This is a genomic window from Nonomuraea sp. ZG12 (assembly GCF_052068115.1).
GTDB lineage: Bacteria > Actinomycetota > Actinomycetes > Streptosporangiales > Streptosporangiaceae > Nonomuraea.
In genome coordinates this window covers 289,780-316,036 of the sequence record NZ_JBQHCW010000004.1, presented here as the reverse complement: position 1 = coordinate 316,036, position 26,257 = coordinate 289,780, and the positions used below count along the sequence as shown (strand labels likewise).

26 protein-coding genes are annotated in these 26,257 nt (G+C 70.6%); 15 read left to right on the top strand and 11 right to left on the bottom strand.

The window, feature by feature from the left end; genetic code table 11:
* The first annotated feature begins 8 nt into the window (after window positions 1-8).
* The 5 genes from ACTMTF_RS15905 (at window position 9) to ACTMTF_RS15885 (ending at window position 3,659) form a co-directional block, all read left to right on the top strand.
* Window positions 9-1,262: an AI-2E family transporter gene (locus ACTMTF_RS15905; protein ID WP_441111320.1), complete on the top strand. Its 1,254-nt coding sequence runs from the start codon at window positions 9-11 to the stop codon at window positions 1,260-1,262.
* Between the two features lie 174 nt (window positions 1,263-1,436).
* Window positions 1,437-1,916 (top strand): dUTP diphosphatase, encoded by a 480-nt coding sequence (gene dut / locus ACTMTF_RS15900; RefSeq protein ID WP_397002713.1) that lies wholly within the window; start codon window positions 1,437-1,439, stop codon window positions 1,914-1,916.
* Window positions 1,917-1,937: 21 nt separating this feature from the next.
* Window positions 1,938-2,570, top strand: coding sequence for a DUF3710 domain-containing protein (locus ACTMTF_RS15895; RefSeq protein ID WP_441111319.1), 633 nt, complete (start codon window positions 1,938-1,940; stop codon window positions 2,568-2,570).
* Between the two features lie 29 nt (window positions 2,571-2,599).
* Entirely contained in the window at window positions 2,600-2,986 is a 387-nt protein-coding gene (locus tag ACTMTF_RS15890) for an OB-fold nucleic acid binding domain-containing protein (RefSeq protein WP_189140792.1), read from the top strand.
* Between the two features lie 4 nt (window positions 2,987-2,990).
* Window positions 2,991-3,659, top strand: coding sequence for a DUF3159 domain-containing protein (locus ACTMTF_RS15885; protein WP_441111318.1), 669 nt, complete (start codon window positions 2,991-2,993; stop codon window positions 3,657-3,659).
* 90 nt (window positions 3,660-3,749) lie between these two features.
* Here ACTMTF_RS15885 and ACTMTF_RS15880 read toward each other — a convergent pair whose 3' ends face one another.
* Both ACTMTF_RS15880 and ACTMTF_RS15875 read right to left on the bottom strand, forming a co-directional pair.
* Window positions 3,750-4,409, bottom strand: a complete 660-nt coding sequence (locus ACTMTF_RS15880; protein WP_397002707.1) for a potassium channel family protein — start codon at window positions 4,407-4,409, stop codon at window positions 3,750-3,752.
* A complete protein-coding gene (locus ACTMTF_RS15875; RefSeq protein WP_441111317.1) occupies window positions 4,409-5,074 on the bottom strand; it encodes a potassium channel family protein in 666 nt (221 codons plus the stop codon). Before ACTMTF_RS15875 ends, ACTMTF_RS15880 begins: the two co-directional genes overlap by 1 nt.
* A gap of 103 nt (window positions 5,075-5,177) precedes the next feature.
* Between ACTMTF_RS15875 and ACTMTF_RS15870 the strand changes: the two genes are divergently transcribed.
* Window positions 5,178-7,223 carry an APC family permease gene (locus ACTMTF_RS15870; RefSeq protein ID WP_441111316.1) on the top strand — a complete coding sequence of 682 codons (2,046 nt, stop codon included), beginning with the start codon at window positions 5,178-5,180 and terminating at the stop codon, window positions 7,221-7,223.
* Here the strand turns inward: ACTMTF_RS15870 and ACTMTF_RS15865 are convergent.
* On the bottom strand, window positions 7,210-8,850 hold the full coding sequence (locus ACTMTF_RS15865) for an alpha/beta hydrolase (protein WP_441111315.1): 1,641 nt from the start codon (window positions 8,848-8,850) through the stop codon (window positions 7,210-7,212). The two genes, ACTMTF_RS15870 and ACTMTF_RS15865, sit on opposite strands and share 14 nt — an antisense overlap.
* A gap of 65 nt (window positions 8,851-8,915) precedes the next feature.
* On the opposite strand from ACTMTF_RS15865, the gene ACTMTF_RS15860 reads away from it, so the two are divergent.
* Window positions 8,916-10,166 (top strand): class I SAM-dependent RNA methyltransferase, encoded by a 1,251-nt coding sequence (locus ACTMTF_RS15860; protein WP_441111314.1) that lies wholly within the window; start codon window positions 8,916-8,918, stop codon window positions 10,164-10,166.
* Between the two features lie 19 nt (window positions 10,167-10,185).
* Here ACTMTF_RS15860 and ACTMTF_RS15855 read toward each other — a convergent pair.
* Both ACTMTF_RS15855 and ACTMTF_RS15850 read right to left on the bottom strand, forming a co-directional pair.
* Window positions 10,186-11,074, bottom strand: a protein-coding gene (locus ACTMTF_RS15855; RefSeq protein WP_441111313.1) for an IS5 family transposase whose coding sequence is annotated in 2 segments (ribosomal slippage) — window positions 10,186-10,741 and window positions 10,740-11,074 — 891 coding nt in all. Because the reading frame shifts where the segments join, the coding sequence is not laid out codon by codon here.
* 50 nt (window positions 11,075-11,124) lie between these two features.
* On the bottom strand, window positions 11,125-11,781 hold the full coding sequence (locus ACTMTF_RS15850; RefSeq protein ID WP_441111312.1) for a TetR/AcrR family transcriptional regulator: 657 nt from the start codon (window positions 11,779-11,781) through the stop codon (window positions 11,125-11,127).
* A 58-nt stretch (window positions 11,782-11,839) separates the two neighbouring features.
* Here ACTMTF_RS15850 and ACTMTF_RS15845 point away from each other — a divergent pair, with 58 nt between their 5' ends.
* Entirely contained in the window at window positions 11,840-12,670 is an 831-nt protein-coding gene (locus ACTMTF_RS15845) for an SDR family NAD(P)-dependent oxidoreductase (RefSeq protein ID WP_441111311.1), read from the top strand.
* A gap of 296 nt (window positions 12,671-12,966) precedes the next feature.
* Window positions 12,967-13,290 carry a nuclear transport factor 2 family protein gene (locus tag ACTMTF_RS15840; protein WP_354842435.1) on the top strand — a complete coding sequence of 108 codons (324 nt, stop codon included), beginning with the start codon at window positions 12,967-12,969 and terminating at the stop codon, window positions 13,288-13,290.
* Window positions 13,291-13,390: 100 nt separating this feature from the next.
* Here ACTMTF_RS15840 and ACTMTF_RS15835 read toward each other — a convergent pair whose 3' ends face one another.
* The 4 genes from ACTMTF_RS15835 to ACTMTF_RS15820 are packed head-to-tail and all read right to left on the bottom strand — an operon-like array spanning window position 13,391 to window position 17,303.
* Window positions 13,391-13,990, bottom strand: a complete 600-nt coding sequence (locus ACTMTF_RS15835) for a response regulator transcription factor (protein ID WP_441111310.1) — start codon at window positions 13,988-13,990, stop codon at window positions 13,391-13,393.
* Window positions 13,987-15,090: a sensor histidine kinase gene (locus tag ACTMTF_RS15830; protein ID WP_441111309.1), complete on the bottom strand. Its 1,104-nt coding sequence runs from the start codon at window positions 15,088-15,090 to the stop codon at window positions 13,987-13,989. Before ACTMTF_RS15830 ends, ACTMTF_RS15835 begins: the two co-directional genes overlap by 4 nt.
* Window positions 15,087-16,229 (bottom strand): sensor histidine kinase, encoded by a 1,143-nt coding sequence (locus tag ACTMTF_RS15825; RefSeq protein WP_441111308.1) that lies wholly within the window; start codon window positions 16,227-16,229, stop codon window positions 15,087-15,089. Before ACTMTF_RS15825 ends, ACTMTF_RS15830 begins: the two co-directional genes overlap by 4 nt.
* A 12-nt stretch (window positions 16,230-16,241) precedes the next feature.
* The gene (locus ACTMTF_RS15820; RefSeq protein ID WP_441111307.1) at window positions 16,242-17,303 is read right to left on the bottom strand and encodes a hypothetical protein; all 1,062 of its coding nucleotides are present in this window, start codon (window positions 17,301-17,303) and stop codon (window positions 16,242-16,244) included.
* Window positions 17,304-17,421: 118 nt separating this feature from the next.
* Between ACTMTF_RS15820 and ACTMTF_RS15815 the strand changes: the two genes are divergently transcribed.
* The 5 genes from ACTMTF_RS15815 to ACTMTF_RS15795 all read left to right on the top strand — a co-directional run bounded on the left by ACTMTF_RS15815 (window position 17,422) and on the right by ACTMTF_RS15795 (window position 23,922).
* Window positions 17,422-18,336 carry an LLM class F420-dependent oxidoreductase gene (locus ACTMTF_RS15815; protein ID WP_441111306.1) on the top strand — a complete coding sequence of 305 codons (915 nt, stop codon included), beginning with the start codon at window positions 17,422-17,424 and terminating at the stop codon, window positions 18,334-18,336.
* 48 nt (window positions 18,337-18,384) lie between these two features.
* Window positions 18,385-19,887 (top strand): 3' terminal RNA ribose 2'-O-methyltransferase Hen1, encoded by a 1,503-nt coding sequence (locus ACTMTF_RS15810; RefSeq protein WP_441111305.1) that lies wholly within the window; start codon window positions 18,385-18,387, stop codon window positions 19,885-19,887.
* A complete protein-coding gene (locus ACTMTF_RS15805) occupies window positions 19,880-22,333 on the top strand; it encodes a polynucleotide kinase-phosphatase (RefSeq protein ID WP_441111304.1) in 2,454 nt (817 codons plus the stop codon). Before ACTMTF_RS15810 ends, ACTMTF_RS15805 begins: the two co-directional genes overlap by 8 nt.
* Entirely contained in the window at window positions 22,330-22,452 is a 123-nt protein-coding gene (locus ACTMTF_RS15800) for a hypothetical protein (protein WP_397002684.1), read from the top strand. The genes ACTMTF_RS15805 and ACTMTF_RS15800 overlap by 4 nt, the downstream gene beginning before the upstream one ends.
* A 69-nt stretch (window positions 22,453-22,521) precedes the next feature.
* Window positions 22,522-23,922: a sugar porter family MFS transporter gene (locus tag ACTMTF_RS15795; protein WP_441111303.1), complete on the top strand. Its 1,401-nt coding sequence runs from the start codon at window positions 22,522-22,524 to the stop codon at window positions 23,920-23,922.
* A gap of 3 nt (window positions 23,923-23,925) precedes the next feature.
* Here the strand turns inward: ACTMTF_RS15795 and ACTMTF_RS15790 are convergent, their stop codons facing one another.
* Window positions 23,926-24,429: a DUF1707 domain-containing protein gene (locus tag ACTMTF_RS15790; RefSeq protein ID WP_441111302.1), complete on the bottom strand. Its 504-nt coding sequence runs from the start codon at window positions 24,427-24,429 to the stop codon at window positions 23,926-23,928.
* Window positions 24,430-24,485: 56 nt separating this feature from the next.
* Window positions 24,486-25,190, bottom strand: coding sequence for a PadR family transcriptional regulator (locus ACTMTF_RS15785; protein ID WP_441111301.1), 705 nt, complete (start codon window positions 25,188-25,190; stop codon window positions 24,486-24,488).
* A gap of 244 nt (window positions 25,191-25,434) precedes the next feature.
* On the opposite strand from ACTMTF_RS15785, the gene ACTMTF_RS15780 reads away from it, so the two are divergent.
* Entirely contained in the window at window positions 25,435-26,163 is a 729-nt protein-coding gene (locus ACTMTF_RS15780; RefSeq protein WP_397002676.1) for a metal-dependent hydrolase, read from the top strand.
* The last annotated feature ends 94 nt before the right edge of the window (window positions 26,164-26,257 follow it).

The following is a 26,257-nucleotide window of genomic DNA, read 5'->3' as shown; positions in this document are numbered from 1 at the left end:
CTGGAACCGTGCTGAGCGACCGCGGAACCAAACTCGTGCCACCCGTACTGGCGCGGATGGCCGCATGGAGCGCGTGCCTGATCCTCATCGGCATCGTCCTGTTCTACTTCGCCGGAGCCGTCGCGAGGCTCAGCTTCGTGGCGCTGCCGGTGGCCATCGCCCTGCTGCTGACGGCGCTGCTCTTCCCGCTGACCCGGAGTCTGCGCGAGGCGGGCATGCGGTCCATCTGGGCCACCTGGATCACCATGATCGCCGCGCTGGCGGTGATCATGGGCACCGGCTGGCTCGTCGGCGCTCGCGCCACCGAGGAGTTCCCCAACCTGGTCAAGCAGGTCCAGGTCACCGTCGCCGAGGTGCAGGAGTGGCTGACGACCGGCCCGCTGCACCTGCAAGAGGCGCAGATCACCGACTACGTCAACAACGTCGTGTCGATGATCGACGCCCAGCGGACGGCCATCACCGGCACGGTGCTGAGCGCCGGAGCCGTCGCCGTCGAGGTGCTCGCGTCCATCGTGCTGATGCTGTTCGTGACGTTCTTCCTGCTCAAGGACGGCGACCGGATCTGGGCGTGGTTCCTCAAGGGGTTCGGCCGGATGTCGCCGAGGGTCGACCGGGCCGGCCGAGCGGCCTGGACCACCCTGTCGCACTACGTGCAGGGCAGTGTGATCGTCGCCGCCGTGCACGGCGTGGTCATGGGCATCGTGCTGGCGGGCATGGGCGTGCCGCTCTGGGCGCCGCTCGCCGTGCTCATCTTCTTCGCCAGCTTCATCCCGATCGTCGGCATCTTCTTCGCCGGCACGGTCGCCACCCTGGTCACCCTGGGCGCCAAGGGGATCGTCTACGCCCTGATCTTCGTCGGCATCCTGGTCATCGAGCAGCAACTGGAGAACCACGTGCTCCAGCCGCTGATCGTCGGCAGGGCGCTGCGGTTCCACCCGCTCGCCATCATCCTGGTGCTGGCCGTCGGCGGCATCCTGGCCGGCATCGCCGGGGCCGTGGTCGCCGTTCCGGTGGCCGCGGTGATCTACCGCGCGCTGCCGGAGCTGAGATCCGATCCCCTGGCCCTGCCGGCGCCGTCAGACGTGCTGGCCGTGCCATCGGGTCCACCGGGCCCACCGGGCGACGAGCCCGCCGACGGTGAGCCCGACAGCGAGCCCGACAGCGAGCCCGCCGGCGGTGAGCCCGACGACCAGCCCGCCGGGGATGAGTCCGACGGCCGCGAATCCCGCGCGGCGGGTCGAGATGGCGCTGACACGGAGTAACCTCGTCACCCGTGACCTGTTCCTTGGCGACCACGTCGCCGCCTGACTCCTCACGGCCGAAGGCGCACCGTCCTGTTCCCGTCGGCACGACACTCCACCCGGCGGACCGGTGCACCGGGATCCCCGCCGGGAAGGCGTACCTTGAGGCAGACACCAGGACCACGAGGTGAGCCTGTGAGCGAGCGGACCGGCGGGACCGGCGAAGAAGCTCCGGTGCGCGACGTGGAGGTTCTCATCCAGCGGCTCGATCCCGAGCTGCCGGTGCCCTCCTACGCCCACCCGGGCGACGCCGGCGCGGACCTGCACGCGGCCGAGGACGCCGAGCTGCTGCCGGGGGAGCGGGCGGTCATCCGCACGGGTGTGGCGATCGCGCTGCCCGACGGCTACGTGGCCCTGGTGCATCCCCGGTCCGGCCTGGCCGCGCGGCACGGCGTCACTCTGGTGAACGCGCCGGGCACGGTCGACGCCGGCTACCGCGGCGAGATCAAGGTCACAATGATCAATACCGATGCCAAGGAGTCGTTCCGGCTGCGCCGTGGCGACAGGCTGGCCCAACTCGTCTTCCAGCGAGTCGAACGGGCCGCCTTCCGCGAGGTGGAGAGCCTGCCGGCCTCCCCGCGCGGCGCCGGCGGGCACGGTTCGACAGGACGTTGATTCCAGGGAGAGTGAAACGAAGTGTTCCGACGACGCCGTCGTGAGCAGGCCAAGCACGCGGCCGGGGAAACCGTCGCGACCCCCACGCGCGAGTGGGGGCCGTGGGACGCCGACGAGCCGCACCCTGACCACGACAGGATCGACCTGGGCGGTCTCCGCCTGCCCCACAACTCGGCGTTCGACGTCCGGCTGGCCTCCGTGGGAGACCAGCACGTCGGCGTCGTGGTGCTGTGGGAGGAGAGCTCGCTGCAGCTCCAGGCACTGGCCGCGCCCAAGTCGGGCGGCCTGTGGGAGGAGATCAGGACCAAGATCAAGGCCGGCGCGAAGACGCTGGAGGAGCGGGAGGGCGTGTTCGGCGTCGAGCTGGCCGGCCAGGTGACGGTCGAGGGCGCCACGAGGCCCGCCCGCTACATCGGCATCGACGGGCCGCGCTGGTTCCTGCTCGCCGTCGTCAACGGCAGGGCCGCGGTGGACGACCAGGTGGCCGAGGCCTTCCTCGACTTCGTCAAGGACATCGTGGTCGTGCGTGGCGACGAGCCGATGGCCCGCGAGGAGTCCATCCCGCTGCGCCGGCCCACCGATCCGGCCGACGAGGTCGAAGAGGAGCCCGTCAACCCGTTCAAACGAGGACCTGAGATCACCGAGACTCGCTGACGCGCCGCCATCACATAGGCTGATTCATCATGAGTACGGCAGAGCCTCCGAAACGCGGAGGATTGCGCGGCTTCTTCAGTCGGCTGGCCTCCAGCCAGTCCGAAATCGAGGCACAGGAGCTGCGGGAGGGCGCCGACGAGGCCGGCGCGACCCCTATCGCCTCGTGTGGCGGCCGCCGCCGCTTCTGTGTAGCCGGTACGCTGCGTACGGTGACGCTCCGCCCGCGGGGCGGCGCGCCCGCTCTCGAAGCGGAGCTTTACGACGGGTCGGACGTGATCGACCTGGTGTGGCTCGGCCGCCGCCGGATCGCCGGGATCGAACCCGGCCGCCCGGTCAAGGCCGAAGGGCTCGTCAGCATCCAGGACGGGCGCAAGGTCATGTTCAATCCTCGATACGAGTTGCGCCCAGGGAGTTGATCAGGTGAGTGCCGAGGCCGGAGAGGTCGCCCACGACACCGTCGAGTCGGCGGTGCGAGCCCAGCTCGCCAAGGCGTTCGGCGGCTTTCGCGGCATCGTCGAGGCGGCGGTGCCGACGATCGCCTTCACGCTGACCTGGATCATCACCGAAGAGCTGCGCCTGTCGCTCATCATCAGCATCACTCTGGCGGTGGTGCTCCTGCTTGTCCGGATCGCGCAGCGGTCGACGCCGCAGTTCGTCATCAACGCCCTGATCGGCATCGCGATCGGGGCGTTCTTCGCCAGCCGCACCGGCGACGCGAAAGACTACTTCCTGCCCGGCATTCTCTACAACGCCGGCTACGCCGTCGCCATGCTGGTCTCCATCGTGACCCGCTGGCCCGTCGTCGGCTTCCTGATCGGCTCGGTGACCAACGACCCGGTCGGCTGGCGCAAGGATCCCGGCATCGTCAGGCTCTGCGTCAAGCTGACCTGGCTGCTCATGATCCCCTGCGTGGTCCGGGTGGCCGTGCAGCTGCCGGTCTACCTCTACGGCGGCGACCAGGCGGTGGCGGCGCTCGGCTTCGCCAAGATCGCGATGGGCTGGCCGCTCCAGGTGGCGGCGCTGGCCGCGATGGTGTGGGTGCTCGGCAAGGGGCGCACACCGATCAAACCGCCGGTCGCCCCAGCCTGACCCGCCTCACAGCAGCAAAGGGTACGGATCCGCCGCGGATCCGTACCCTTCGCCTTGGGGCCCGAAGTCCGCGTGCGGGCCCCGTACCTCTCAGTGCTGGGAGAGCAGGTGCGCCAGCTCCTGCTCCATCTCCTGGTTGGCGACGAACAGCAGCTCGTCGCCCGCCTCCAGCGGGTCGTCGGCGCTCGGCACCATCACCCGGCCCTCGCGCAGGATCGCCACCAGCGCCGTGTCCGTCGGCCACGGCACCGAGCCGGCCCGCTGACCCACCACGGGCGCGTCCTCGGCCAGCGTGAGCTCGACCAGGTTGGCCTGGCCCTGCCTGAACGTCATCAGCCGCACCAGGTCGCCGACGCTCACCGCCTCCTCGACCAGCGCGCTCAGCAGGCGTGGCGTCGAGACGGCCACGTCGACGCCCCACGACTCGTTGAACAGCCACTCGTTGTTCGGCTGGTTGATGCGGGCCACCACGCGCGGCACGCCGTACTCGGTCTTGGCCAGCAGCGACACCACGAGGTTGACCTTGTCGTCGCCGGTGGAGGCGACGACCACATGACAGTTGTTCAGACCCGCCTCGTCCAGCGACGCGATCTCGCAGGCGTCGGCCAGCAGCCACTCGGCGCGCGGCACGCTGTCTATCTTGATGGCCCGGGGATCGGAGTCGATGAGCAGGATCTCGTGGCCGTTCTCCAGGAGCTCGGCCGCGATGGACCGGCCCACCGCCCCGGCTCCGGCGATGGCGACGCGCATCACTCGTCCTCTTCCGGTGCCGCGGCCAGCACCTTGTTGATCCGGTCCATGTCGCTCTCCGCGGCGATGACGTGCAGCACGTCGCCCTCCTGCACCATGGTGGTGCCCGTGATGACCACGGCCTCGCCCATGCGGTTGAGGAACGCGGCACGGGCCCGCGTCCGCGCCTCCAGGTCCACGACGCGGGTGCCGATCCAGGCGGGGTTGACGGTGACCTCGGCCAGGACCACGGTGCCGGTCGGGTCACGCCAGAGCGGCTCGGCCCCCTCCGGCAGGATGCGGCGCATGACCTGGTCGGCCGTCCACCGCACGGTCGCCACCGTGGGGATGCCCAGCCGCTGGTAGACCTCGGCACGCCGGGGGTCGTAGATGCGGGCCACCACGTTGTCCACGCCGAACGTCTCGCGGGCGACCCGGGCCGAGATGATGTTGGAGTTGTCACCGCTGGAGACGGCCACATAGGCCGCCGCCGACTCGATGCCCGCGTCGATGAGCACGCCCCGGTCGAAACCGACGCCGGTCACCCGGCGGCCCCGGAATCCGGCACGCAGGCGGCGGAACGCCTGGGGATCCCGGTCGATGATCGCGACCGAGTGGCCGTTGTCCTCGAGGATGTGCGCCAGAGTCGATCCGACCCGGCCACATCCCATGATCACAATATGCATACTCCCCCGCACTTCGCGGTCGGCCGGTTGCTCGACACCAGTATGGCTTGCCGGGGGAGCGCGTCGTCTGATGTCGCACTTCGTGCGGCTAGCATCTCGTTACGTGGTGAAGGGAACCGATCTCCTCAAACGCGTGCTTGTGGGGCGGGCGCTGCGCAGCGCCCAGCTTCACGAGCAACTGCTGCCCAAACGCATCGCCCTGCCGGTCTTCGCCAGCGACGCTCTCTCGTCGGTGGCCTACGCGCCGCAGGAGATCCTGGTCATCCTGTCCCTCGCGGGCGTGTCCTTCTACGCCTACAGCCCGTGGATCGCGATCGCCGTCGTCGTGGTCATGCTCACCGTCGTCGCCTCCTACCGGCAGAACGTGCACGCCTACCCCAGCGGCGGCGGCGACTACGAGGTCGCCACCACCAACCTCGGGCAGAACGCCGGCCTCACCGTGGCCAGCGCCCTGATGGTCGACTACGTGCTGACCGTCGCGGTGTCGGTGGCCAACGGCGTCGACTACGTCGGCGCCACCATTCCCTTCGTCGCCCAGCACAAGCCCACGGTCGCCATCTGCATCGTGATCCTGCTGACCGTGGTCAACCTGCGCGGCCTGCGCGAGTCGGGCGGGGCCTTCGCCATCCCGACCTACGCGTTCATGTTCTCGGTGCTCGCAATGATCGCCATCGGCGGCTTCCGGACGGTCGCCCTCGGCGAGCAGCTGCACGCGCCCAGCGCCGAGTTCGGCATCGTGGCCGAGCAGACCGACCTGACGGCCTTCGCCGCGGCCTTCCTCATCCTGCGCGCCTTCTCCACCGGCTGCGCCGCGCTGACCGGCGTCGAGGCCATCAGCAACGGCGTGCCGGCCTTCCGCAAGCCCAGGAGCCGCAACGCCGCCACGACGCTGCTCATGATGGGCCTGATCGCGATCACCATGTTCGGCGGCATCATCGCGCTGGGGCTGGCCTCCGGCGTGAAGGTGGCCGAGCCCTCCGTGGCGGCCACCGCCCTGCTGCGGGCGGACGGCACCCCCGTCGGCCCCGACTATCACCAGCAGCCGATCATCTCGCAGGTGGCCGACGCGGTCTTCGGCGGCGGGTCGATGCCGTTCGTGATCATCTCGGGGGTCACCGCGCTCATCCTGTTCCTCGCGGCCAACACCGCCTTCAACGGCTTCCCGGTGCTCGCCTCCATCCTGGCCCAGGACCGCTTCCTGCCCCGCCAACTGCACACCCGCGGCGACCGGCTGGCCTTCTCCAACGGCATCATCATCCTGGCCCTGGCGGCCTGCCTGCTGCTGTGGGGCTTCCAGGCGGACGTCAGCCGGCTGCTGAACCTCTACATCGTCGGCGTCTTCGTCTCCTTCACCCTCAGCCAGACCGGCATGGTGATCCACTGGACCCGCCGGTTGAAGACCGAGGTGGATCTGAAGCCGCGCCACCAGATGCACCGCTCCCGCATGATCAACTTCTTCGGCGCGGTCATGACCGGGCTGGTGCTCATCGTGGTGCTGGTCACCAAGTTCGTCGTCGGCGCCTGGATCGTGTGCATCGCCATGCCGATCCTGTTCCTGATGATGAAGGCCATCCGTGGCCACTACGACAACGTCGCGGCCGAGCTGGAGATCACCGAGGAGTACGACGAGTCGATGCTGCCCGCCCGCAACCACGCGATCGTCCTGGTCTCCAAGATCCACAAGCCCACGATGCGGGCCCTGGCCTACGCCCGCGCCACCCGGCCGTCCACGCTGGAGGCGATCACCGTGGGGGTGGAGGGCAAGGAGGCGCGGGCGCTGCAGGAGGAGTGGGAGCGGCGCGGCATCCAGGTGCCGCTGAAGATGCTGGACTCGCCGTACCGGGAGATCACCCAGCCGATCCTCGACTACGTCAAGAGCCTGCGCCGCCGCTCCCCGCGCGACGTGGTGACCGTCTTCATCCCCGAGTACGTCGTCGGCCACTGGTGGGAGCACCTGCTGCACAACCAGAGCGCGTTCAGGCTCAAGGCGCGCCTGCTGTTCAAGCCGGGCGTGATGGTGACCAGCGTGCCGTGGCAGCTGCACTCCTCCGACCGGCTCCAGGGCCGCCGCGAGCCGCTCGTCCCGGGCCGGGGACGCCGGTCGGGCAACAACGGGCGCGACGGCGACGGGGGCGTCAGGACGCGCTGATGTGCGCGCGCAGCCTGGCGGTGTCGGCCTCGTTCCAGCCCTGCGGCGCGGCGACCGCGGCCCAGCCGTTCACGATGTTGGGGCCGTACCGGTGGCCGTGGCCGGGCGGGACGGACCGTGCGGCGATCATGTCGACCAGGACCTGCCAGAACGTCACCAGCGGGAACCAGTTCATCTGCGGGTTGACGCCGGGCGCGCGGGGCGGCTCCAGCCAGCCGGGCCGGTCGTAGACGAGCGCGGGCGACCACCAGACGACCGGGTCGGAGGAGTTCTGCAGATAGACCACGCGGGGATGCGGCCACGGGCCCGGCGGTCGCCACAGGTCGGCGGGCCGCTGCGCGAAGCGGACGGTCCGGCCCGAGTCGTAGACGGGCCGCCACAGCGGGCTGCCCGGGTCGCGGCCGTCGGTGAGGGCCCGCCAGATGGGATTGGCGTTCGGCGGTCCGACGAAGAGCGCGCCGTCGGTCCTGGCCGCCAAGTCGGCGAGGCCGCGGAAGGCGTTCTCCAGCTCGAAGGAGCCCAGGCTCTCACCGGAGATCACCAGCCTGGGCCGGTCATCGGCGGGCAGCGCCGCCCACCTGGTGCGCACCGCCTCGAACAACGCCACCCCGGCCCTCGCGGCCTTGCCCCTGTCGACCAGGAACGACACCCAGCTCGGCAGGTAGGAGTACTGCACCGCGACCATGGCCGAGTCGCCGTTGTACATGTACTCCAGCGTGTCGGCGATGCCGTGGTCGACCCAGCCGGTGCCCGTCGTGCCGAGCACGGCCAGCACCGGCCGCTCGAACGCGCCGGTGCGCTCCAGCTCGCGCACGGCCAGCGCGGCCTGGTCACGCGGTGAGGAGGCGGCGTCCAGGCCGATGTAGACCCTGATCGGCTCGACCGCCCCGCCGCCGGAGAACGCGGCCAGCCTGGCGGGCGTGGTGGCGGTGCCGGTGAACGTGCGGCCTTCCCTGCCCAGCGACTCCCAGCTCACCAGCGACCCCGGCCCGCCGGACAGCGTGGCGGACGTCGGGCGCCGCACACCGGGCTGGGTGCCGGAGTTTGCCACCGACGACACGTCGCTGATGGTGGTGACGAACCCGGAGAACAGCACGTCGCTGGCGAAGACCGAGACCAGGAAGGCGACGAGCAGCACCCCGATGACGTGGCCGACATAGGAGGGCACGAACAGGCCCAGCCAGGCGACGAGCTTGCGCGCGCCCAGCCGGATCAGCCGGGCGACCAGCAGGAAGGCGGCGAAGAACGCGACGGCCACGGCGAGGATGACCGGCGCGGACCAGCTGATGGCGGGGTCCATGCCCATCAGCGAGCGCAGGTCGCGCTGCCAGTCGAAGCTGTACCACAGCGCCGCCGCCGTCAGGATCGCGCAGCCGGCGAGCATGACCCGCCAGGCCGTCCGCCGCCACCGTGACGTCGGCAGGCGCCCCCGCAGCAGCGCCCGGCAGCCCGCCCCGGCGACGGCGCCCAGCGCGTAGCCGAGCAGCGCGGTGATCCCGCCCATCAGCCCCTGGTAGAGCCAGGTGCGCGGGAGCAGCGACGGCGTCAGCGAGGCGCAGAAGAACAGTGTGGCCAGCAGCGTCCCCCCGAATCCGAGCCCCCGCCGCACCACCCGACCCCTGTCCACGATCACTCAGGGTAGTCGATCGATCGGTGAAAGTAGCCGGGCAGGTCAGGGCATAGGGTGTCTCTGTGGAACAGGTATCTCTCGAGCTGACAGTAGGTCCGGTCGCCCATGGCGGCTGGTGTGTGGCACGCCACGAAGGGCGCGTGGTCTTCGTCCGGCACGCCCTGCCGGGGGAGCGGGTCAGGGTCGAGGTGACCGAGGAGACCACCCGCTTCCTCAGGGCCGACGCCGTGGAGATCCTCGAAGCGTCCCCCGACCGCGTGGTCCCGCCCTGCCCCTACGCGGGCCCGGGGCGGTGCGGCGGCTGTGACTGGCAGCACGCCACCCTGGAGGCTCAGCGACGGCTCAAGGGCGAGGTGGTCGCCGAGCAGCTGCGCCGGCTGGCCCGCGTCGAGCGGGAGGTCGTCGTCGAGGAGGTGCCGGGCGCCAAGGACGGGCTCGGCTGGCGCACCCGCGTCCAGTTCGCCGCACTGCCCGACGGCCGGCTGGGCCTCCGCAAGCACCGCTCGCACGACATCCAGCCGATCGACGCCTGCCTGATCGCGCACCCCGAGGTGGAGGCCGTCGGCGCCGAGGGTCACGAGTGGCCGGGAGCCGTCGCGGTCGAGGTGATCGCCTCGGCCGGCGGCGACCGGGCCGTCGTGGTCGCGCCGCGGCCCCGCCGCAGCGTGGCCGTCCCCGATCTCGACGCGGACGCCTCCATCCTGCTCGACCAGGGCAAGGGCCGTACCGTCCCGAGGCGTGGCTCGGGCGTGCTGCGCGAGCGGGTGGGCGACCGCGAGTTCCGGGTGGCCGGCAGCGGCTTCTGGCAGGTGCATCCCGGCGCCGCCGAGACCCTCCTGGACGCCGTGCTGACCTACGCCGCGCCCGAGCCGGGGGAGTGGGCCCTCGACCTCTACTGCGGCGTCGGCCTGTTCGCCGCCGGGCTGGCCGAGGGTGTGGGGGCCGAGGGCGCGGTGTTCGGGCTGGAGTCGGAGTCCGCGGCCGTCCGCGACGCCCGCGCCAACCTCCGTGACCTGCCGCAGGCGCGGGTGGAGCGAGGACGGGTGGAGGAGGCGCTCGACCGCTTCCAGATCGAACGCGCCGACCTCGTGGTGGTGGACCCGCCCCGGACGGGGCTGGGCCGTGACGTGGTGGACCGGATCGCCTCGCTCACCCCGCAGCGGATCGTGTACGTCTCCTGCGACCCGGCCACCCTGGCCCGCGACCTGGCCTGGCTGGCCGAGCGCGGCTACCCGCTGACGGACCTGCGGGCCTTCGACGCCTTCCCGATGACCCACCACGTGGAGTGCGTGGCGCTGCTCACCCGCGCCTAGACATGGGGCTCACCCGCGCCTAAGGCCTGTCTGACAATTCAAAATGGCGGAGCCAGAGCATGACGGATGCCAGGATGACGCCTGCGAGGTAGCGGCTGGCGAGCTTGTCGAAGCGGGTGGCGATGGCTCGCCACTGCTTGAGCTTGGCGAAACAACGCTCGACCAGGTTGCGCTCTTTGTAGGTGATCGCGTCGAAGGCGAAAGGGCGACCTCCCCGGCTGCCCTTGCGCTTGCGGTTGGCGATCTGGTCTTTGCGTTCGGGGATGACCGCCTGGATACCGCGTCGCCGCAGGTACAGGCGGATCTTCTTGGAGGAGTAGCCCTTGTCGCCCAGCAGACGAGCTGGGCGGGTGCGGGGCCGGCCGATGTGGAGACGCAGCCGGAAGGTGGCCATCACCGCTTCGAAGGCGGTGCAGTCCACGACATTGCCGCCGGTCAGATGCACGGTCAGCGGCAGGCCACGGGGTTCGGTGATCAGGTGGAGCTTGGTGGTGAGTCCGCCACGGGAGCGCCCGAGGGCTTGTCGTCTTTGGGAGGCTTTCGCATCAATCGTCTCACCGCTGTCCCCCTTTTTGGGCTCCGGCGGCGTGCTGGTGCGCGCGGGCGATGGTCGAGTCGATGCTGACGGTCAACTCGACCGTCCCGAGAGAGTCGTCTTTGACCTGTAGATCTTCCAGAATCCTGGCCCAGGTGCCGTCTTGGTCCCAGCGTTTGAACCGCTCATAGCAGGTCTGCCAGGGACCGTAGCGCTCGGGGATGTCGCGCCAGGGCGATCCGGTCCGCAACCGCCACAAGATCCCGTTGATGACCTCGCGGTGATCACGCCAGGGCCGTCCCCTGCCGTCCGTCGCGGGCAGCAGGGGCTCGATCCGTTGCCAAGCCTTGTCGGTCAGCTCGCCTCGTCGCACCACGAGCGATTATCTAACCGCATCCACCGTGATCATTTGTCAGACAGGCCTTAGCGGGCCAGGCGGTCCAGCAGCTCGCCGAGCAGCGCGCGTTCGCCAGGGGTGAGGTCGCCCGGGTCGTTGCCGACCAGCGCACGCAACGTCAGTGCGGCGCTCGCACGGGTCGCGGGGGCGTCGGCGGAGGGCGTGTGCAGGACTCCGGCCAGCGCGGCCTCGCGGACGCGTCCGGACAGCCCGAAGTCCGGCTCCGGCTGGCTGATCAAGGTGAGCGTGATGCCGACGTTGGCGGCAAGCACCTGTTCGGCGGCTTCGTCCGCTGGCACCTTGAGCAGGCCCTGGACGGCGGCGGCGGTCAACCGCTCGCGCAACGCGGCGTGCGCGGGAGCGGTGACGACGCAGGGCTTTCCCGGCTCGGCGCGGCCGTAAAGCAGCCCGTAGAACGACGGGTGCTCCAGCCCGAACCGCACGTGCCTGTCCCAGCCCTCGCGCAGGTCGTCCAGCGGGTTGCCAGAGCTCTCGACCGCCGTGTACTGGGTGAAGCCGTGGTTCAGCACGGCGTCGATCAGGCCCTGCTTGCTGCCGAAGTGGTGGTACAGCGTCGGGGCCTGCACCCCGGCGCGTTCGCACACCGCCCTCGTGGACACCGTGCCGCCGCCCTCCAGCAACTCCGCCGCGGCGAGCAGGAGTCGATCCCGTGCGTTCTGCATGCTTGCTACAGTAGCCTATATAGCGCTACATTGCTCGCTATAGCGAGAGGAGAAGTCCATGAGGACTTGGTTCGTCACTGGTGGGACGCCCGGAGGGTTCGGCCTGGTCTATGCCGAGGCTGCACTGGAACAGGGCGATCAGGTGGTGGTGACAGCGCGTCGGCCCTCTGAACTGCAGGAATGGGCTGAACCGCACGGCGACCGTGTGCTGGTTCTCCAGCTCGATGTCACCGATGCCGAGCAGGTGCGTGCCGCGGTCAAGACGGCAGAGGAGCGGTTTGGCGGGATCGACGTGCTCGTCAACAACGCGGGCCGTGGCTGGTTCGGCTCGGTTGAGGGGGCCCCTGACGAGACGGTCCGCCGCACGTTCGACCTCAACCTGTTCGCCGTGGTCGAGGTGATGCGCGCGGTCCTGCCAGGTATGCGGGCACGCGGCGACGGCTGGATCGTGAACATGTCGTCGGTGGCAGGCCTCGTCGGCGCACAGGGGTTCGGCTACTACTCGGCGGCGAAGTTCGCGCTCGAAGGACTGTCGGAGACACTGCGCCATGAAGTTGAGCCGTTCGGTGTGCGCGTGCTCGTCGTAGAGCCGGGAGCGTTCCGCACCAAGGCTTTCGCCGGCTTCCAGAACGAGCCCGTCAACGAGACCGTCGACGCCTACGTGCCGCTGGTCGAGGGCGTCAAGGCGGCGTTCGTGGAACATAACGGCAAGCAAGCGGGTGACCCTGAACGCGGAGTGCAGGCCGTGATCCGCGCGATGAACGCACCCGTTCCGCCGCAACGGATCGTGCTCGGCAACTCTGGCTACGACGTCGTTGTTGCGATGCACGAGAACGCACTCGCGGAGCTGCGCGCGAACGAAAAGCTCTCGCGCGGTGCGGACTTCTAAGCCTGTTGCCAGAAGTTGTGTCTGTAACTCGCGGGAGTTGACCTTGCCGCGAACGTGAGGAGCCTCGGCGGGGTGGATTGAGTTACCACACACAACCGACCCGACGAAGCCTTCATCAGTATGCGCCCCGCGCATGTCTATGCCGACTTGACCCCTGCTCGGCACCTCGAGCTGGTCACCGCGCTGCACGGCCCGTGGCGGGTCGCCGCCCGCATCGTCATCGTGCTGCTGAGGTGCTGCAGGGACGTACTAGGACGCGCCCGCGTCCTGGCACCCGAGAAGACCGGAGAGCAGAAATGGACGACATCACCCTGCCCAAGGCTGTCGAGAACTTCATCGCGGCCACCAACGCGCACGACGCGAACGCGCTGGCCGCGGTCTTCGGCGACGGGGCCACCGTGCGCGATGACGGGACGACCTACGCCGGCGAGGCCGAGATCCGCGAGTGGATCCAGGGGCACCTGATCAACCCCAAGATCGTGATCACGCCGACCTCGTTCGCGGGCGACCGTCTGGTGGCCTCCGGGGACGGTGAGTTCCCCGGCGGGCCTCTGTCCTTCGCGTTCGTGTTCGGCATCAAGGACGACCAGGTCACCGACCTCGCGATCGACCCCGTCTGACTCATCACCGGCCGGGCGGCCTGAGGGCTGCCCGGCCATGAACAGGGGACCAGCCATGGGCATCATGGACGAACTGATCAACCCGACAGTGGTGACGCAACTAGAGCCAGCCCATACGCTGGGCGGTGCGGATGGCCTCCAGGCGGTTCTGGGCGTTCAGCTTGGTCATCGCGTTCGACAGATAGTTGCGTACGGTGCCCTCGGTGAGGTGCAGGTCGGCGGCGATCCTGGCGATCGTGTGGCCGTCGCCCGCCAGTCGCAGCGCGTCCCGCTCGCGGTCGGTGAGCGGGCTGTCGCCCGCCGCCATGGCGGCGGCGGCCAGCTCGGCGTCCAGATAGCGGCCGCCGGACTGCACCTTGCGGATCGCCATGGCCAGCTCCTCGGCCGAGGCGTCCTTGCCGAGGAACCCGCTCACCCCCGCCGCCATCGCCCGGCGCAGATAACCGGGACGGCCCAGGCTGGTCAGGATCACGATCTTGCACAGGGAGCTGATCTGTTCGGCGGCGCTGAGCCCGTCCATGCCGGGCATCTCGATGTCCAGGACGGCCACGTCCGGCCGGTGTTCGGCGACCGCGGCCAGGATCTGGTCGCCCCTGCCGACCTGGGCGACGACCTCGATCCCGTCCTCCAGGTCGAGCAGCGCGGCGATCGCGCCACGGATGAGGTGCTCGTCGTCGGCCAGCAGCACGCGGGTCGTCATGCCGGCACCTCGACCCGGAGCACGTAGGCGCCCTCGGGGGTGGGCGCCGCGGAGAGCGCGCCGCCCGCGGTGATGACGCGCTGCGCCAGACCGCCCAGGCCGTTGGGGGCGTGCTCGCCCGCCGGGCCGCTGACGCCGTCGTTGGACATCTCCAGGATCCCCTCCTTGATGGTGATCGTGCAGTGCTCGGCCTTGCTGTGCTTGAGCACGTTCGTCGCTCCCTCGCGGACCACGGTGGCGAGCAGGGTACGGGTCTCGGCGGGCAGCTCGCCCGCCTCGGCGTCCACGGTGCAGCGCACGTCGGCCGCCTCCAGCACCGCGCGCACGCTGGCGAGCACCTCGCCGAGGTCCAGCGCCCGGTAGCTCTGCACGGTCTGGCGCACCTCGCGGAGCGTCTGCCTGGCCAGGTCGCGGACTTCGAACATCTCGCGCGCGGCGGCCTCCGGGTCGGCGCGCAGGGCCTGCTCGGCGCCCGCCGTCCGGGCCGCGATGTCGGTCAGGCTCTGCCCGAGCAGGTCGTTGAGGTCGCGGGCGAAGCGCAGCCGCTCCTCCGACACGGCCAGCAGCGCCTTGGCCTCCTCCCCTTCGTGCGCCTCTCTGGCGATCCGCCACAGCCACAGGTTCGCCAGCACGCCGCCGACGACGATCACGGTGAGCACGACCTGCAGGAGGAGCACCGGCAGGTTGAAGCCGTTGACCAGCGCTTCGTACACGGTGACGAACGCGACGGAGGCGAGGGCCAGCAGCAGCAGGGTGCGCCTGCGGATGAAGGGCGCCGCCATCGCCAGCCACACCGGCATCACGAACAGGATCGGGAACACGGCCAGCAGCAGGACCATCGTCCCGGCGACCGCCAGCATCCCGGTGGGCCGAGGCCCGCCTCTGACGGCGATCCTGAGCGATCGGGAGGCCAGCACGATCACGCTCAGGACGAACGCGACGGCGAGGACGGCCACCGGCACCGGGAGCCCCCGCTGCCAGCGGTAGTAGACGTCGAGGACGCCGATCAGGCCCGGCAGAAGCGCAAGGTCGGAGGTGTACAGGAGGAGCCAGCGGACCTTGTCAAACTTGGTGGCCTTGAGTTTGGTGGCCTTCCTCATGCCCGCACCTCGGCTCGCAGCACGAACTCCCCGGCCGGCGTGGACGTGGCGGAGAACGAGCCACCCGCGGTGGCCATCCGCTCGGCGAGCCCGCGCAGGCCGCTACCTGTGTCGCTGCTTGTTTCCTTGCCTGTGTCGGCGGCCGGCGCCTTCACGCCGTCGTTGCGCATCTCCAGCACCCCGCCGTCGATCGTGATCGAGCACCGCGTCGCCCGGCTGTGCTTCAGCACGTTGGTCGCCCCCTCCCGGACCGCCCAGGCGAGCAGCGTACGGGCGGGGGGTGACAGCTCGTCGGCCCTGGCCTCGATCGTGCAGCGGGCGCCGGCCGCCTCCAGCGCGGCGCGCACCCCGGTCAGCTCCTCGTCCAGGTCGAGCGAGCGATAGCCGTCCACGGCCACCTGCACCTCCGCCAGTGACTCCCCGGCCAGGCGCCGCACCTCCGACATCTCGGTCGCGGCCCTGGCGGCGTCCTTGGTGGCCATCTTGGCCGACAGCTCGCTCTTGAGGGTGATGACCGAGAGGCTGTGGCCGAGCAGGTCGTGCAGGTCGCGGGCGAAGCGCAGCCGCTCCTCCGACACGGCGAGCCTGGCCTTGGCCGCCTGGCTGTCATGCGCGTCCCTGATGGTCCGCCACAGCCAGCACCAGACCCACGTCGCCCCGGGCCACAGCAGGGCGGTGAGGGCGTAGGTCATCAGCGCGCCCTGCCACGATAAGTCGGTCGCGGCCGAGACATAGACGGTGAGCGCGGCGGTGAGGGCGGCGCCGACGGTGAGGATCGACCAGAGCGGCAGGTACAGCGCGGCCGAGGCGAGCCAGACAAAGGCGATCGTCTCCCAGCTCCCGGTGCCGGCGAGCGGGTTCAGCGCCTGCAGCGGCAGCATGGCCGCCGTGAGCAGGGCGCCCGCGGTCAGCTTCAGCACGGGGCGCGGCCGGTCGTCGAAGGCGTCTCTGAGGATGAGGCAGTAGAGCACCAGCACGCTCGCCAGGCAGACCAGGACGGTGAGCATGACAGGCGGGGAGACGAGGCCCTGCACGGTGGCGGTGATGACGAATCCCGCAAGGAAGAGCCCGAAAAAGGCCATCGAGCCGTACATCCAGCGCAGAAGGATCTTCTTCGCCGTCTCCGGCCTCGTGGCCACCCCGGCATCCCCCTAACGGATCAAAAGCCGCCCTTCCCCAGGAAATCCTATAGTTCGGTCGGGCATGCGCCACAGAATCCGCGTGACGCCGGGCCCGGGGTCCACCCCCCGCGCGGACAGCCAGGCCAGCCCGTAGCGGTCGGCGAAGGCCGCCAGCTTGCGGGCGTCGGTCTCGCTCAGGTCGTCCCGATCCTTCAGTACGCAGGTCAGCGCCAGCCGCCCCCAGGCGTGGTCCGGATCGGCCAGGTCGTACACCCGCGCGAGCTGGGTGCGCGCCGCGTGCAGGGCCACCGCGATCCGCTGCATCCTCCCCTCGGGAGCGCCGTGCGGCTCGATGTCGGCCAGCAGGTTGACGGCCCCGACGTCGGCTCCCGCCTCGCGGGTGAGGCGCAGCGTGTCCAGGTCGCGGGTGGCGAGCCCGTACGGCCGCAGCGGCAGGGTGAAACTGACCCGCAGCCGCCGCTCCTGCTGCATCGCCCTGATGGCCCGCGCCCGCCGGACCGCCGTCGCCGTGTGATCCGCACTCTTGGTACGCAGGTCGAAGTCGATGTAGCCGGCGTCGAAGGCGCCCACGACGCGGCGGTAGGCGGCGGCGAGGGCGCCCGGCCTGGTGCAGGTGGCCGCGGGCTCCCCGCCGTCGGGACCGCCGAAGATCAGTCCGGCGTCGGCGCCCACGGCGCGCAGGCGGCCGATCCGGTTGGCCACCGGGTCGTGGCCGAAGTCCAGCCGCCCGGCCCACCGCGAGGTGCAGCCGTCCGGGCCCGCCACCAGGTGGCCGAGGGCGTACCAGCGCACGCCGGTGCGGCGCGCGTCGGCCGGCAGGTCGAAGCCCGGATCCGCTGCCGTGTCGACGAAGCCGACGTACGTGGACCGGCCCAGCAGCGGGGCCGGGGCCGGGGCCGGTGACGGCGCGGGCGACGGCGGCGCCGGGCTGGGGACGGTGAGCTGGAGCGTGGCTCGCGCGGGCAGCAGGGTGATCGCCACCGCGGTCGCCCCGGCGAGGGCCAGCGCGAACAGGACCGCGAAAGGGCGCGGGAGGGTGCCCGGACGACCCTTGCGCCGTGATGCCGACATGAATCACTCCGAGTGTTCGAACGGCTACAGAGTGCGCTTGAAGAGGACGTTAGCAAGCGTTCGCGGTGTCGCGGGGGCAATCTCCGGATGGCGTCCGTTATGAGCGGATAATGGCGTCATGAAATTGAGGCTCTTCACCGAGCCCCAGCAGGGGGCCACCTACGACGATCTCCTCGTCGTGGCCAAGGCCGCCGAGCGCCTGGGGTTCGACGCGTTCTTCCGGTCCGATCACTACCAGCGCATCGGGGAGGGCGACCCGGGTCCCGGCTCCACCGACGCCTGGATCACCCTGGCCGGGCTGGCCAGGGAGACGTCCACGATCAGGCTGGGCACCCTGGTGAGCCCGGCCACCTTCCGGCTGCCGGGCCCGCTGGCGATCAGCGTCGCCCAGGTGGACCAGATGAGCGGCGGCCGGGTCGAGCTGGGCATCGGCGCGGGCTGGTTCGACGGCGAGCACGCCGCCTACGGCATCCCCTTCCCGCCGTCCGGGGAGCGGTTCGGCCGCTTCGAGGAGCAGGTCGAGATCGTCAAGGGGCTCTGGACGGCGGAGAAGTCGTTCTCCTACGACGGCCGCTACTACCGGCTCGTCGACTCGCCCGCGCTGCCCAAGCCGGTCCAGCGGCCCAATCCGCCGATCATCATCGGCGGCGTCGGCGCCAGGCGCACGCCCCGGCTCGCCGCGGCCTTCGCCGACGAGTACAACGTGCCGTTCCGCACGCTCGACGCCACCGGTGAGGCCTTCGGCCGGGTACGGCAGGCGGCCGAGGAGATCGGCCGCACCGTCAGGCTGTCGGCGGCGCAGACCGTCTGCGTCGGCCGTGACCAGGCGGAGCTCGACCGGCGCGCGGCCGCCATCGGCACCGATCTGGCCGGGCTGCGTGAGAACGGGCTCGCCGGCAGCCCCGCCGAGGTGCTGGAGAAGCTCGGCCGGCTGGCCGAGCTGGGCGCCGAGCACGTCTACCTCCAGGTGATGGACCTGTCGGACCTCGACCACCTGGAGCTGATCGCCGCGGAGGTGCTGCCGCACGTGTAGTGACTTATCCGATGGCGTCCCTTTGCTCGCCTGGGGCAGACTTGGGCGGTGCTCTTGACGATCTCCACGACTGCCCGGCCCGCCACCGACCTGGGTTTCCTGCTGCACAAACATCCGGACAAGGTGCAGCGGTTCGGGCAGTCGTTCGGCGAGGCCACCGTCTTCTATCCCGAAGCCGGCGAACAGCGCTGCACCGCGGCGCTGCTGCTGGACATCGACCCGGTCGCGCTGGCCAGGTCGCGGGGCAAGGGCTCGCCCGACTTCAGCCTCTCGCAGTACGTGAACGACCGGCCCTACGCCGCCTCCTCCCTGCTGGCGGTGGCGCTGGCCGACGTGTTCAGGACCGCGCGGGCCGGGCGGTGCGCCTCCCGGCAGGAGCTGGCCGACACGCCGCTGCCGCTGGAGATCCGGCTGCCCGCGCTGCCCTGCCGGGGCGGGCCCGAGCTGGCCGAGCGGTTGTTCGCGCCGCTCGGCTGGCGGGTCGAGGCGCAGCCGGTGCTGCTCGACGAGGGCTTTCCCGAATGGGGCGAGTCGCGCTATGTCCGGCTTGCGCTGAGCGGGACCGTACGGCTCGCCGACGCGCTCAACCACCTGTACGTGCTGCTGCCGGTGCTCGACGACGGCAAGCACTACTGGATCGCCTCGGACGAGATCGACAAGCTGATCAGGGCCGGTGGGGGCTGGCTGCGCGACCACCCGGAGCGCACCATGATCACCCGGCGTTACCTCGGCCGCCGCTGGGCGATGGCGCGCACCGCGCTGGCCCGGCTGGCCGAGCTGGGCGACGAGCCCGAGGAGCGGCTGGCGCCCGCGGTGTCGGAGGAGGCCGCGGCGGAGGAGACGGCCGCCGACGAGGCTGCGGCGGCCGAGGCCGAAGCCCATGCGGAGGCCGCCGAGCCGGAGACCGCCGAGGCGGAGGCCGCTGCGTCCGAGGGTGCTGGGGTGGGGAAGCGGAAGTCGCTCAACCTGCAGCGGCGGATCGCCGTACTGGAGACCCTGGAGGAGCTCGGCGCGACCAGCGTGATCGACCTGGGCTGCGGGCAGGGTGAGCTGGTCGGCGCGCTGCTGGCCAGGCCGAGGTTCGCCCGTGTGGCCGGGATGGACGTCTCGTCGATGGCGCTCACCATCGCCGCCCGCAAGCTCAAGCTCGACCGGATGCCCGACAGCAAGCGGGACAGGCTCACCCTCTTCCAGGGCGCGCTCACCTACACCGACAAGCGCCTGTCCGGCTACGACGCGGCCGTGCTCATGGAGGTCGTCGAGCACGTCGACCCGCCCCGGCTGGCCGCGCTCGAGCAGGTCGTGTTCGGGCACGCCAGGCCCGGTCACGTGCTGGTGACCACGCCGAACATCGAGTACAACGTCCGCTACGACTTCCTGACGGGACTGCGCCACCCCGACCACCGGTTCGAGTGGACCCGCGCCGAGTTCGAGGCCTGGGCCGCCCGGGTGGCCGGTCGGTACGGCTACCGTGTCTCCGTCAAGCCCGTGGGCGAACCGGATCCCGACCTCGGCCCGCCCACCCAGATGGGAGTGTTCGTCCGTGATTAGCATCCCCGAGCTCTCCCTCGTGGTCCTCGTCGGCGTCTCCGGCAGCGGCAAGTCGACGTTCGCCGCCAGGCACTTCAAGCCGACGCAGATCATCTCGTCGGACTTCTGCCGCGGCCTGGTCGCCGACGACGAGAACGACCAGGCGGCCACCCCGGCGGCGTTCGACCTGCTGCACCACATCGTCGGCGTGCGCCTGTCCCGGGGCCTGCTCACCGTGGTCGACGCCACCAACGTGCAGTACGCCGCCCGCAAGAGCCTCATCGACCTGGCCAAGAAGCACGACGTGCTGGCCGAGGCGATCGTCCTGGACGTGCCGGAAGAGGTGGCCGTCGAGCGCAACTCGACCCGCCCCGACCGCGACTTCGGCGCCCGGGTGGTGATCCGCCAGCGCAAGGAGCTGCGCCGCTCGCTCGGCAAGATCTCTCGCGACGGCTTCAGGAAGGTGCACGTCCTGCGCGGCGTGGAGGAGATCGACGGCGCGGAGATCACGTACGAGAAGGGGTGGACGGACAAGCGCGAGCTCACCGGCCCGTTCGACATCATCGGCGACGTCCACGGCTGCCGCGCGGAGCTGGAGACGCTGCTCGCCCGGCTCGGCTGGGAGGGCATCTCCCATCCTGAGGGCCGCACGGCCGTGTTCGTCGGCGACCTGGTCGACCGCGGCCCCGACTCGCCCGGCGTGCTGCGGCTGGTCATGAGCATGGTGGCGGCCGGCACGGCGATCTGCGTGGCGGGCAACCACGAGGCCAAGCTGGCCCGCGCCCTGCAGGGCCGCAAGGTCACGGTCGCGCACGGCCTGCGCGAGTCGCTCGACCAGCTCGCCGCCGAGCCGCCGGAGTTCGTCGCCCGGGCCCACGCCTTCATGGACGGCCTGATCAGCCACTACGTGCTCGACGGCGGGCGGCTCGTGGTCGCGCACGCCGGCCTCAAGGAGGCCTACCACGGCCGCGCGTCCGGCAGGGTCCGCGCGTTCGCGCTGTACGGCGACACCACCGGCGAGACCGACGAGTACGGCCTGCCGGTCCGCTACCCGTGGGCCGAGGAGTACCGCGGCCGGGCCATGGTCGTCTACGGCCACACGCCCACCACCCGGCCCGAGTGGGTCAACAACACGATCTGCCTCGACACCGGCTGCGTCTTCGGCGGCAGCCTGACCGCGCTGCGCTACCCCGAGCGGGAGCTCGTCCAGGTGCCCGCGGAGAAGGTCTGGTACGAGTCCGTCAAGCCGTTGGCCGGCCCGAGCCGTGATCCGGCCCTCCTGGACATCGGCGACGTACGCGGCACCCGGCACATCGAGACCAGGTTCGCCGGGCGGATCAAGGTGCGCGAGGAGAACGCGGCCGCCGCGCTGGAGGTCATGAGCCGGTTCGCGGTGGACCCGCGCTGGCTGGTGTACCTGCCGCCGACCATGGCCCCGGCCCAGACGTCCACGCTCGACGGCTACCTGGAGCACCCGGACGAGGCGTTCGCGGAGTTCGCCGCCGCCGGGGTCACCGAGGTGGTGTGCGAGGAGAAGCACATGGGCTCGCGGGCGGTGGCCGTACTCGCCAGGACTCCCGAGGCGGCGGTGAAGCGCTTCGGCGTCGCCGGCGGCGGCGCGGTCTACACGCGCACCGGCCGGCCGTTCTTCACCGACATGGGGCCGCTCGTCGAGCGGCTGCGGGAGGCGTGCGAGCCGCTGTGGGAGGCGCTCGACTCCGACTGGGTGGTGCTCGACTGCGAGCTGCTGCCCTGGTCGGCCAAGGCGGGCGAGCTGATCAAGAGCCAGTACGCCTCCGTCGGGGCCGCCGCGCGGGCCGCGCTGCCCGAGGCGGTGTCAGCGCTGGAGGCGGCGGCCGGTCGTGGGCTGGACGTGGGCGGGCTGCTGGCGCGCACCCGGCAGCGGGCCGGCAACGCCGCCCTGTTCCGGGACGCGTACGCGCGTTACTGCTGGCCCGTCGACGGCCTGGACGGGGTGCGGCTGGCGCCGTTCCAGATCCTGGCGTGCGAGGGCAGGGCGACGGCGCTGGAGCCGCACGCCTGGCACCTGGAGACGCTGGCGCTGCTCGACTCGCCCATGATCACGCAGACCCGGCACGTCGTCGTCTCCCTGGACGCCGAGCGGTCGCGGGCCGAGGCGGTGGCGTGGTGGGAGTCCATGACCGCGCAGGGCGGCGAGGGCATGGTGGTCAAGCCCGCCGCGCACGTGGGCGGCCGGGTCCAGCCGGGCGTCAAGGTCAGGGGCCGGGAGTATCTGCGCATCATCTACGGCCCCGACTACACCGAGTCGCTGGACGTGCTGCGCAGGCGTTTCCTCGGCAAGAAGCGCTCGCTGGCGCTGCGCGAGCACGCGCTCGGGCTGGAGGCGCTGTCGCGGCTGGCCGAGGGGGAGGCGGGCTGGCGGGTGCACGAGCCGGTCTTCGGGGTGCTCGCGCTGGAGTCCGAGCCCGTGGACCCGCGCCTGTGACCGCCGGCCGGCACCGCCCCGGATACCTCCGCCGCCGCCTCGCCAGGGCCCTGCTCCTTTACGGACTGGCGCTGGCGGTGGCGGCCGTGGTCGTCGCCGTCTTCTGGCTGACCCGCTGAAACCGGAGTAATCGGAGCACTACGGACGGTATCCATGGGTAGGTCCCTCTCCCTGGGGAAGGGATCGTCATGGCTACTGATCATGTGCGCCAGGAGAATCTGCGCCACGTCATCTTCATCGCGGCCGCGGCGGCCATGGGCGGATTCCTGTTCGGTTACGACAGTTCTGTCATCAACGGTGCGGTCGTCGGCATTCAACGCCATTTCCAGGTGGGGCCCGTGGAGATCGGCGTGGTGGTCGCCATCGCGCTGCTCGGCTCGGCTCTGGGGGCGTGGATCGGGGGCCGGCTCGCCGACCGGTTGGGGAGGACCAGGTCGATGCAGGTGGCGGCGATCCTGTTCGCCGCCAGCTCGATCGGGCAGATGCTCCCGTTCACCGTCTGGGACCTGACCCTGTGGCGGCTCCTGGCCGGGTTCGCGATCGGGATGGCGTCCGTGCTCGGTCCCGCCTACATCGCCGAGGTGGCGCCCGCCGAATATCGCGGCCGGCTGGGTTCGTTCCAGCAGCTGGCGATCGTGCTCGGCATCGCCTGCTCCCAGTTGGTCAACTACGTGCTCGTCAGGGTGGCGGACGGGGACGTGAACAACGTGCTGGGAGGGCTGCAGGCATGGCAGTGGATGCTGGGGGCGTGCGTCGTGCCGGCCCTGCTCTTCCTCCTGCTGGCCTCGATCATCCCCGAGTCGCCCCGCTACCTCGTCATGGCAGGCCGGCACGAGCAGGCCCGTAAGGTGCTGGGCGAGGTCGAGAACGCGGACGTGGATCTCGACGCGCGGGTGCAGGAGATCAGGCAGGTGCTCAGGACCGAGGACCGGCCGACGCTGAAGGACCTGCGCGGCCCCGCGCTGGGACTGCTGCCGATCGTCTGGATCGGCATCGTCCTGTCGGTCTTCCAGCAGTTCGTGGGCATCAACGTGATCTTCTACTACTCGTCGGTGCTGTGGCAGTCGGTGGGCATCAGCCAGGCCGACTCGCTGCTGATCAGCTTCTCCAGCTCGGTCATCAACATCATCGGCACCTTCATCGCCATCTCCCTGGTCGACAAGATCGGCCGTAAGCCGCTGCTGCTCATCGGCTCCGCCGGGATGGCGATCTCGCTGGCCACCGCCGCCTTCGCCTTCAGCTTCGCCAGGACCATCGACGGAGAGGTCTCGCTGCCCGGCGCGCAGGGCCTGGCCGCGCTGATCGCCGCCAACACGTTCGTGCTGTTCTTCGCGCTGTCCTGGGGCGTGGTGGTCTGGGTGCTGCTGGGGGAGATGTTCCCGAACCGGATCCGAGCCGCCGCCCTGGGCGTCGCGGCGGCGGCTCAGTGGGTGGCGAACTGGCTGATCACGGTGACCTTCCCGGCGCTGTCGGAGTGGAACCTCCCGCTCACCTACGCCATGTACGCGCTCTTCGCCGTGCTCTCCTTCCTCTTCGTGGCCAGGTGGCTCAAGGAGACCAAGGGCCGCCGGCTCGAAGAGATGGGGTGAGGCTCAGTCCCGGTGGTGGTGGAAGCGCCGGCCGGCGAAGGCGAAGATCATGCCGGCGATCCAGACGAAGAACAGCACCTTGAGCATGCCGGCCCCGCCGAAGATCAGCCCCACCATCGCCAGGATGAGCAGGAACGGCAGGATCGGGCCGGGGCCGCGGCGGCCGCGCCAGGGGGAACCCGGCCGGCCGCGGTGGTGCGTCTCCCAGCGCTGGTGGCGCATCTCCCGCATCTGCTTGCGATGGGCGCGCATCGCCTCCCGCCAGTCGTCCACGTCGTGCCGCGTGGCGGGCTCGCGGTAGTCAGGCACGCTGTAGCCGGGCACCTGGCTGCCCGGCAGGTCGGCCGTCACCTGGGCCAGGTCGCGGGCGGTGCGCGCGGCCAGGGACTGGTCCAGGCGCTCGTCGAGCTCCTCGTGGGTCAGGCGCCCCGCGGCGAAGTGCTCGCGCAGGGCGGCCATGGTCTGCTCCCGCTCGGCGTCGCCGATGCGGAGATCGTGTTGGTCCATGCCGGATCGATTCCTCTCTGCGAGCCCGCCCGCCGGTGCGGCACCGGTCATGGTGGTCACTCCTCGCCCGGGTCGCCGTCGGCCAGGATCTGGTAGAGCTTGCGCCGGGTCTCTCCCAGAGTCTTACGCGCTTCGCGGATTTGTGCGTCACTTCCGGTCTGAAGAATCTGCATCATCGCGAACGCGGACTGCCTGGCGGTGTCCCACAGGTCCGCCGTGTTGTCGTCGATGTCCGGCCGCATCTCGTCCCAGGGGGCGCTGACCTCGTCGGCGTGCGCGTCGATGTAGGCCTGGCCGGACTCGGTGAGGCGGAACGTCTTGCGGCCCTCGTTCTCGACCGAGATGACCAAGCCCTCGTCGGTGAGCTGCTGCAACGCCGGGTAGACGGCGCCGGGGCTGGGCTTCCAGCCGCCTTCGCTGCGCTCGGCGATCTCCTGGATGATCTGGTAGCCGTTGCGCGGCTCCTCGGCCAGCAGCGCCAGGATCGCGGCGCGTACGTCGCCCCGCTTGGCCTTGCGGGGCCTGCCGCCCCAGCCGCGGTGCCCGCCGAACGGTCCGGGCCCCCACGGGCCTCGCCCGAAGTCGAACGGGAACTGGCCGGGCCCGCGCCTGCCGCGGTGCCGGTGCTCGCGCGGGCCGCCGTGGTGGTGCTGGTGCCCCTGCTCGAAGGCGTCGGCCACGGCCTTGAACGCCTCCCGGGCGGCCTTCTTGAACTCGTGCGCGTCGGGCCAGGGCCGGCCCGCGGCTTGTGCGGATGTCATGTGAGGGTTCCTTCCTGCGACTGTTCTCGACTCTTCAAAGATATATCTTTGGCATGTCGTTGACAATGCGCTCCGGCAAGTGAGACAGATCACCAAAAACTTCAGAAATCCGGGAACAGGAGAGGGGGAGGGCTCGTTGTTCAGAGCAGACGAGGTCGTTCCGCGTCGGCAGGGCTGGGGGGTGCTGTCGCCGCGGAGACGACCTCGTCTGCGTTTCCGGACCGTTTGGCGTACAGTCCCGATCATGATGGGCCACACTCATGCGCTCACGGGGGCCATCGCCTGGCTGGGCCTGGCGCCTCCGCTGGCCGCGTTACCGCTGCTGAACGAGTCCTCGCGGTTCATCGAGACGGGGATCATGGCCACCGCCCTGGGCCCGACCGAGCTCATCGCGGGGGCGATCATCTGTGCGGGCGCCGCGATGCTGCCCGACCTCGACCACCCCAGCGCCACGATCGCGCAGACATTCGGGCCGGTGACCTGGGTGCTCAGCAAGGCGGTCTCCTGGGTGAGCGGGGGGCACCGGGGTGCGACCCATTCGCTGGCCTTCGCGGTGGCGATCGGGTTCGGCGCGCATTGGCTGGCCAACACCTATCCGATCGGCCGCGACATCATGGTGGTGCTGCTCATCGGGCTGGCCTTGCGCGCGCTCGGCATCGGCATCCCGGGCAAGAAGCTCGGCTCCGCGCTGGTCAACATCGGGCTCACCGCCGGGCTCTACGCCGTCTTCATGTCACAGGGCGTGGGCTACGCCTGGCTGGGGCTGGCCGTCGGCATCGGCAGCCTCACGCACGTGGTGGGCGACTGCCTGACGGAGCGAGGATGCCCGGTCCTCTGGCCGCTGTCGGTCAAGTTCCTGCTGCCGTGGAAGATCGGCATCAAGACGGGCCGGAAGTTCGAGCAGAAGATCCTCGCCCCGGTGCTGTCGGTCGCCATCGTCGGCCTGCTGTTCTGGCGGCTGGCGCCGGTTTAACTTGAGGTCGAGATACTTTTAGAGATATCTTGACATCGAGACACTCGCCGCGACCTGGGACTTAGGGTCACCTAACGTGTTGATCGTTCCCGAG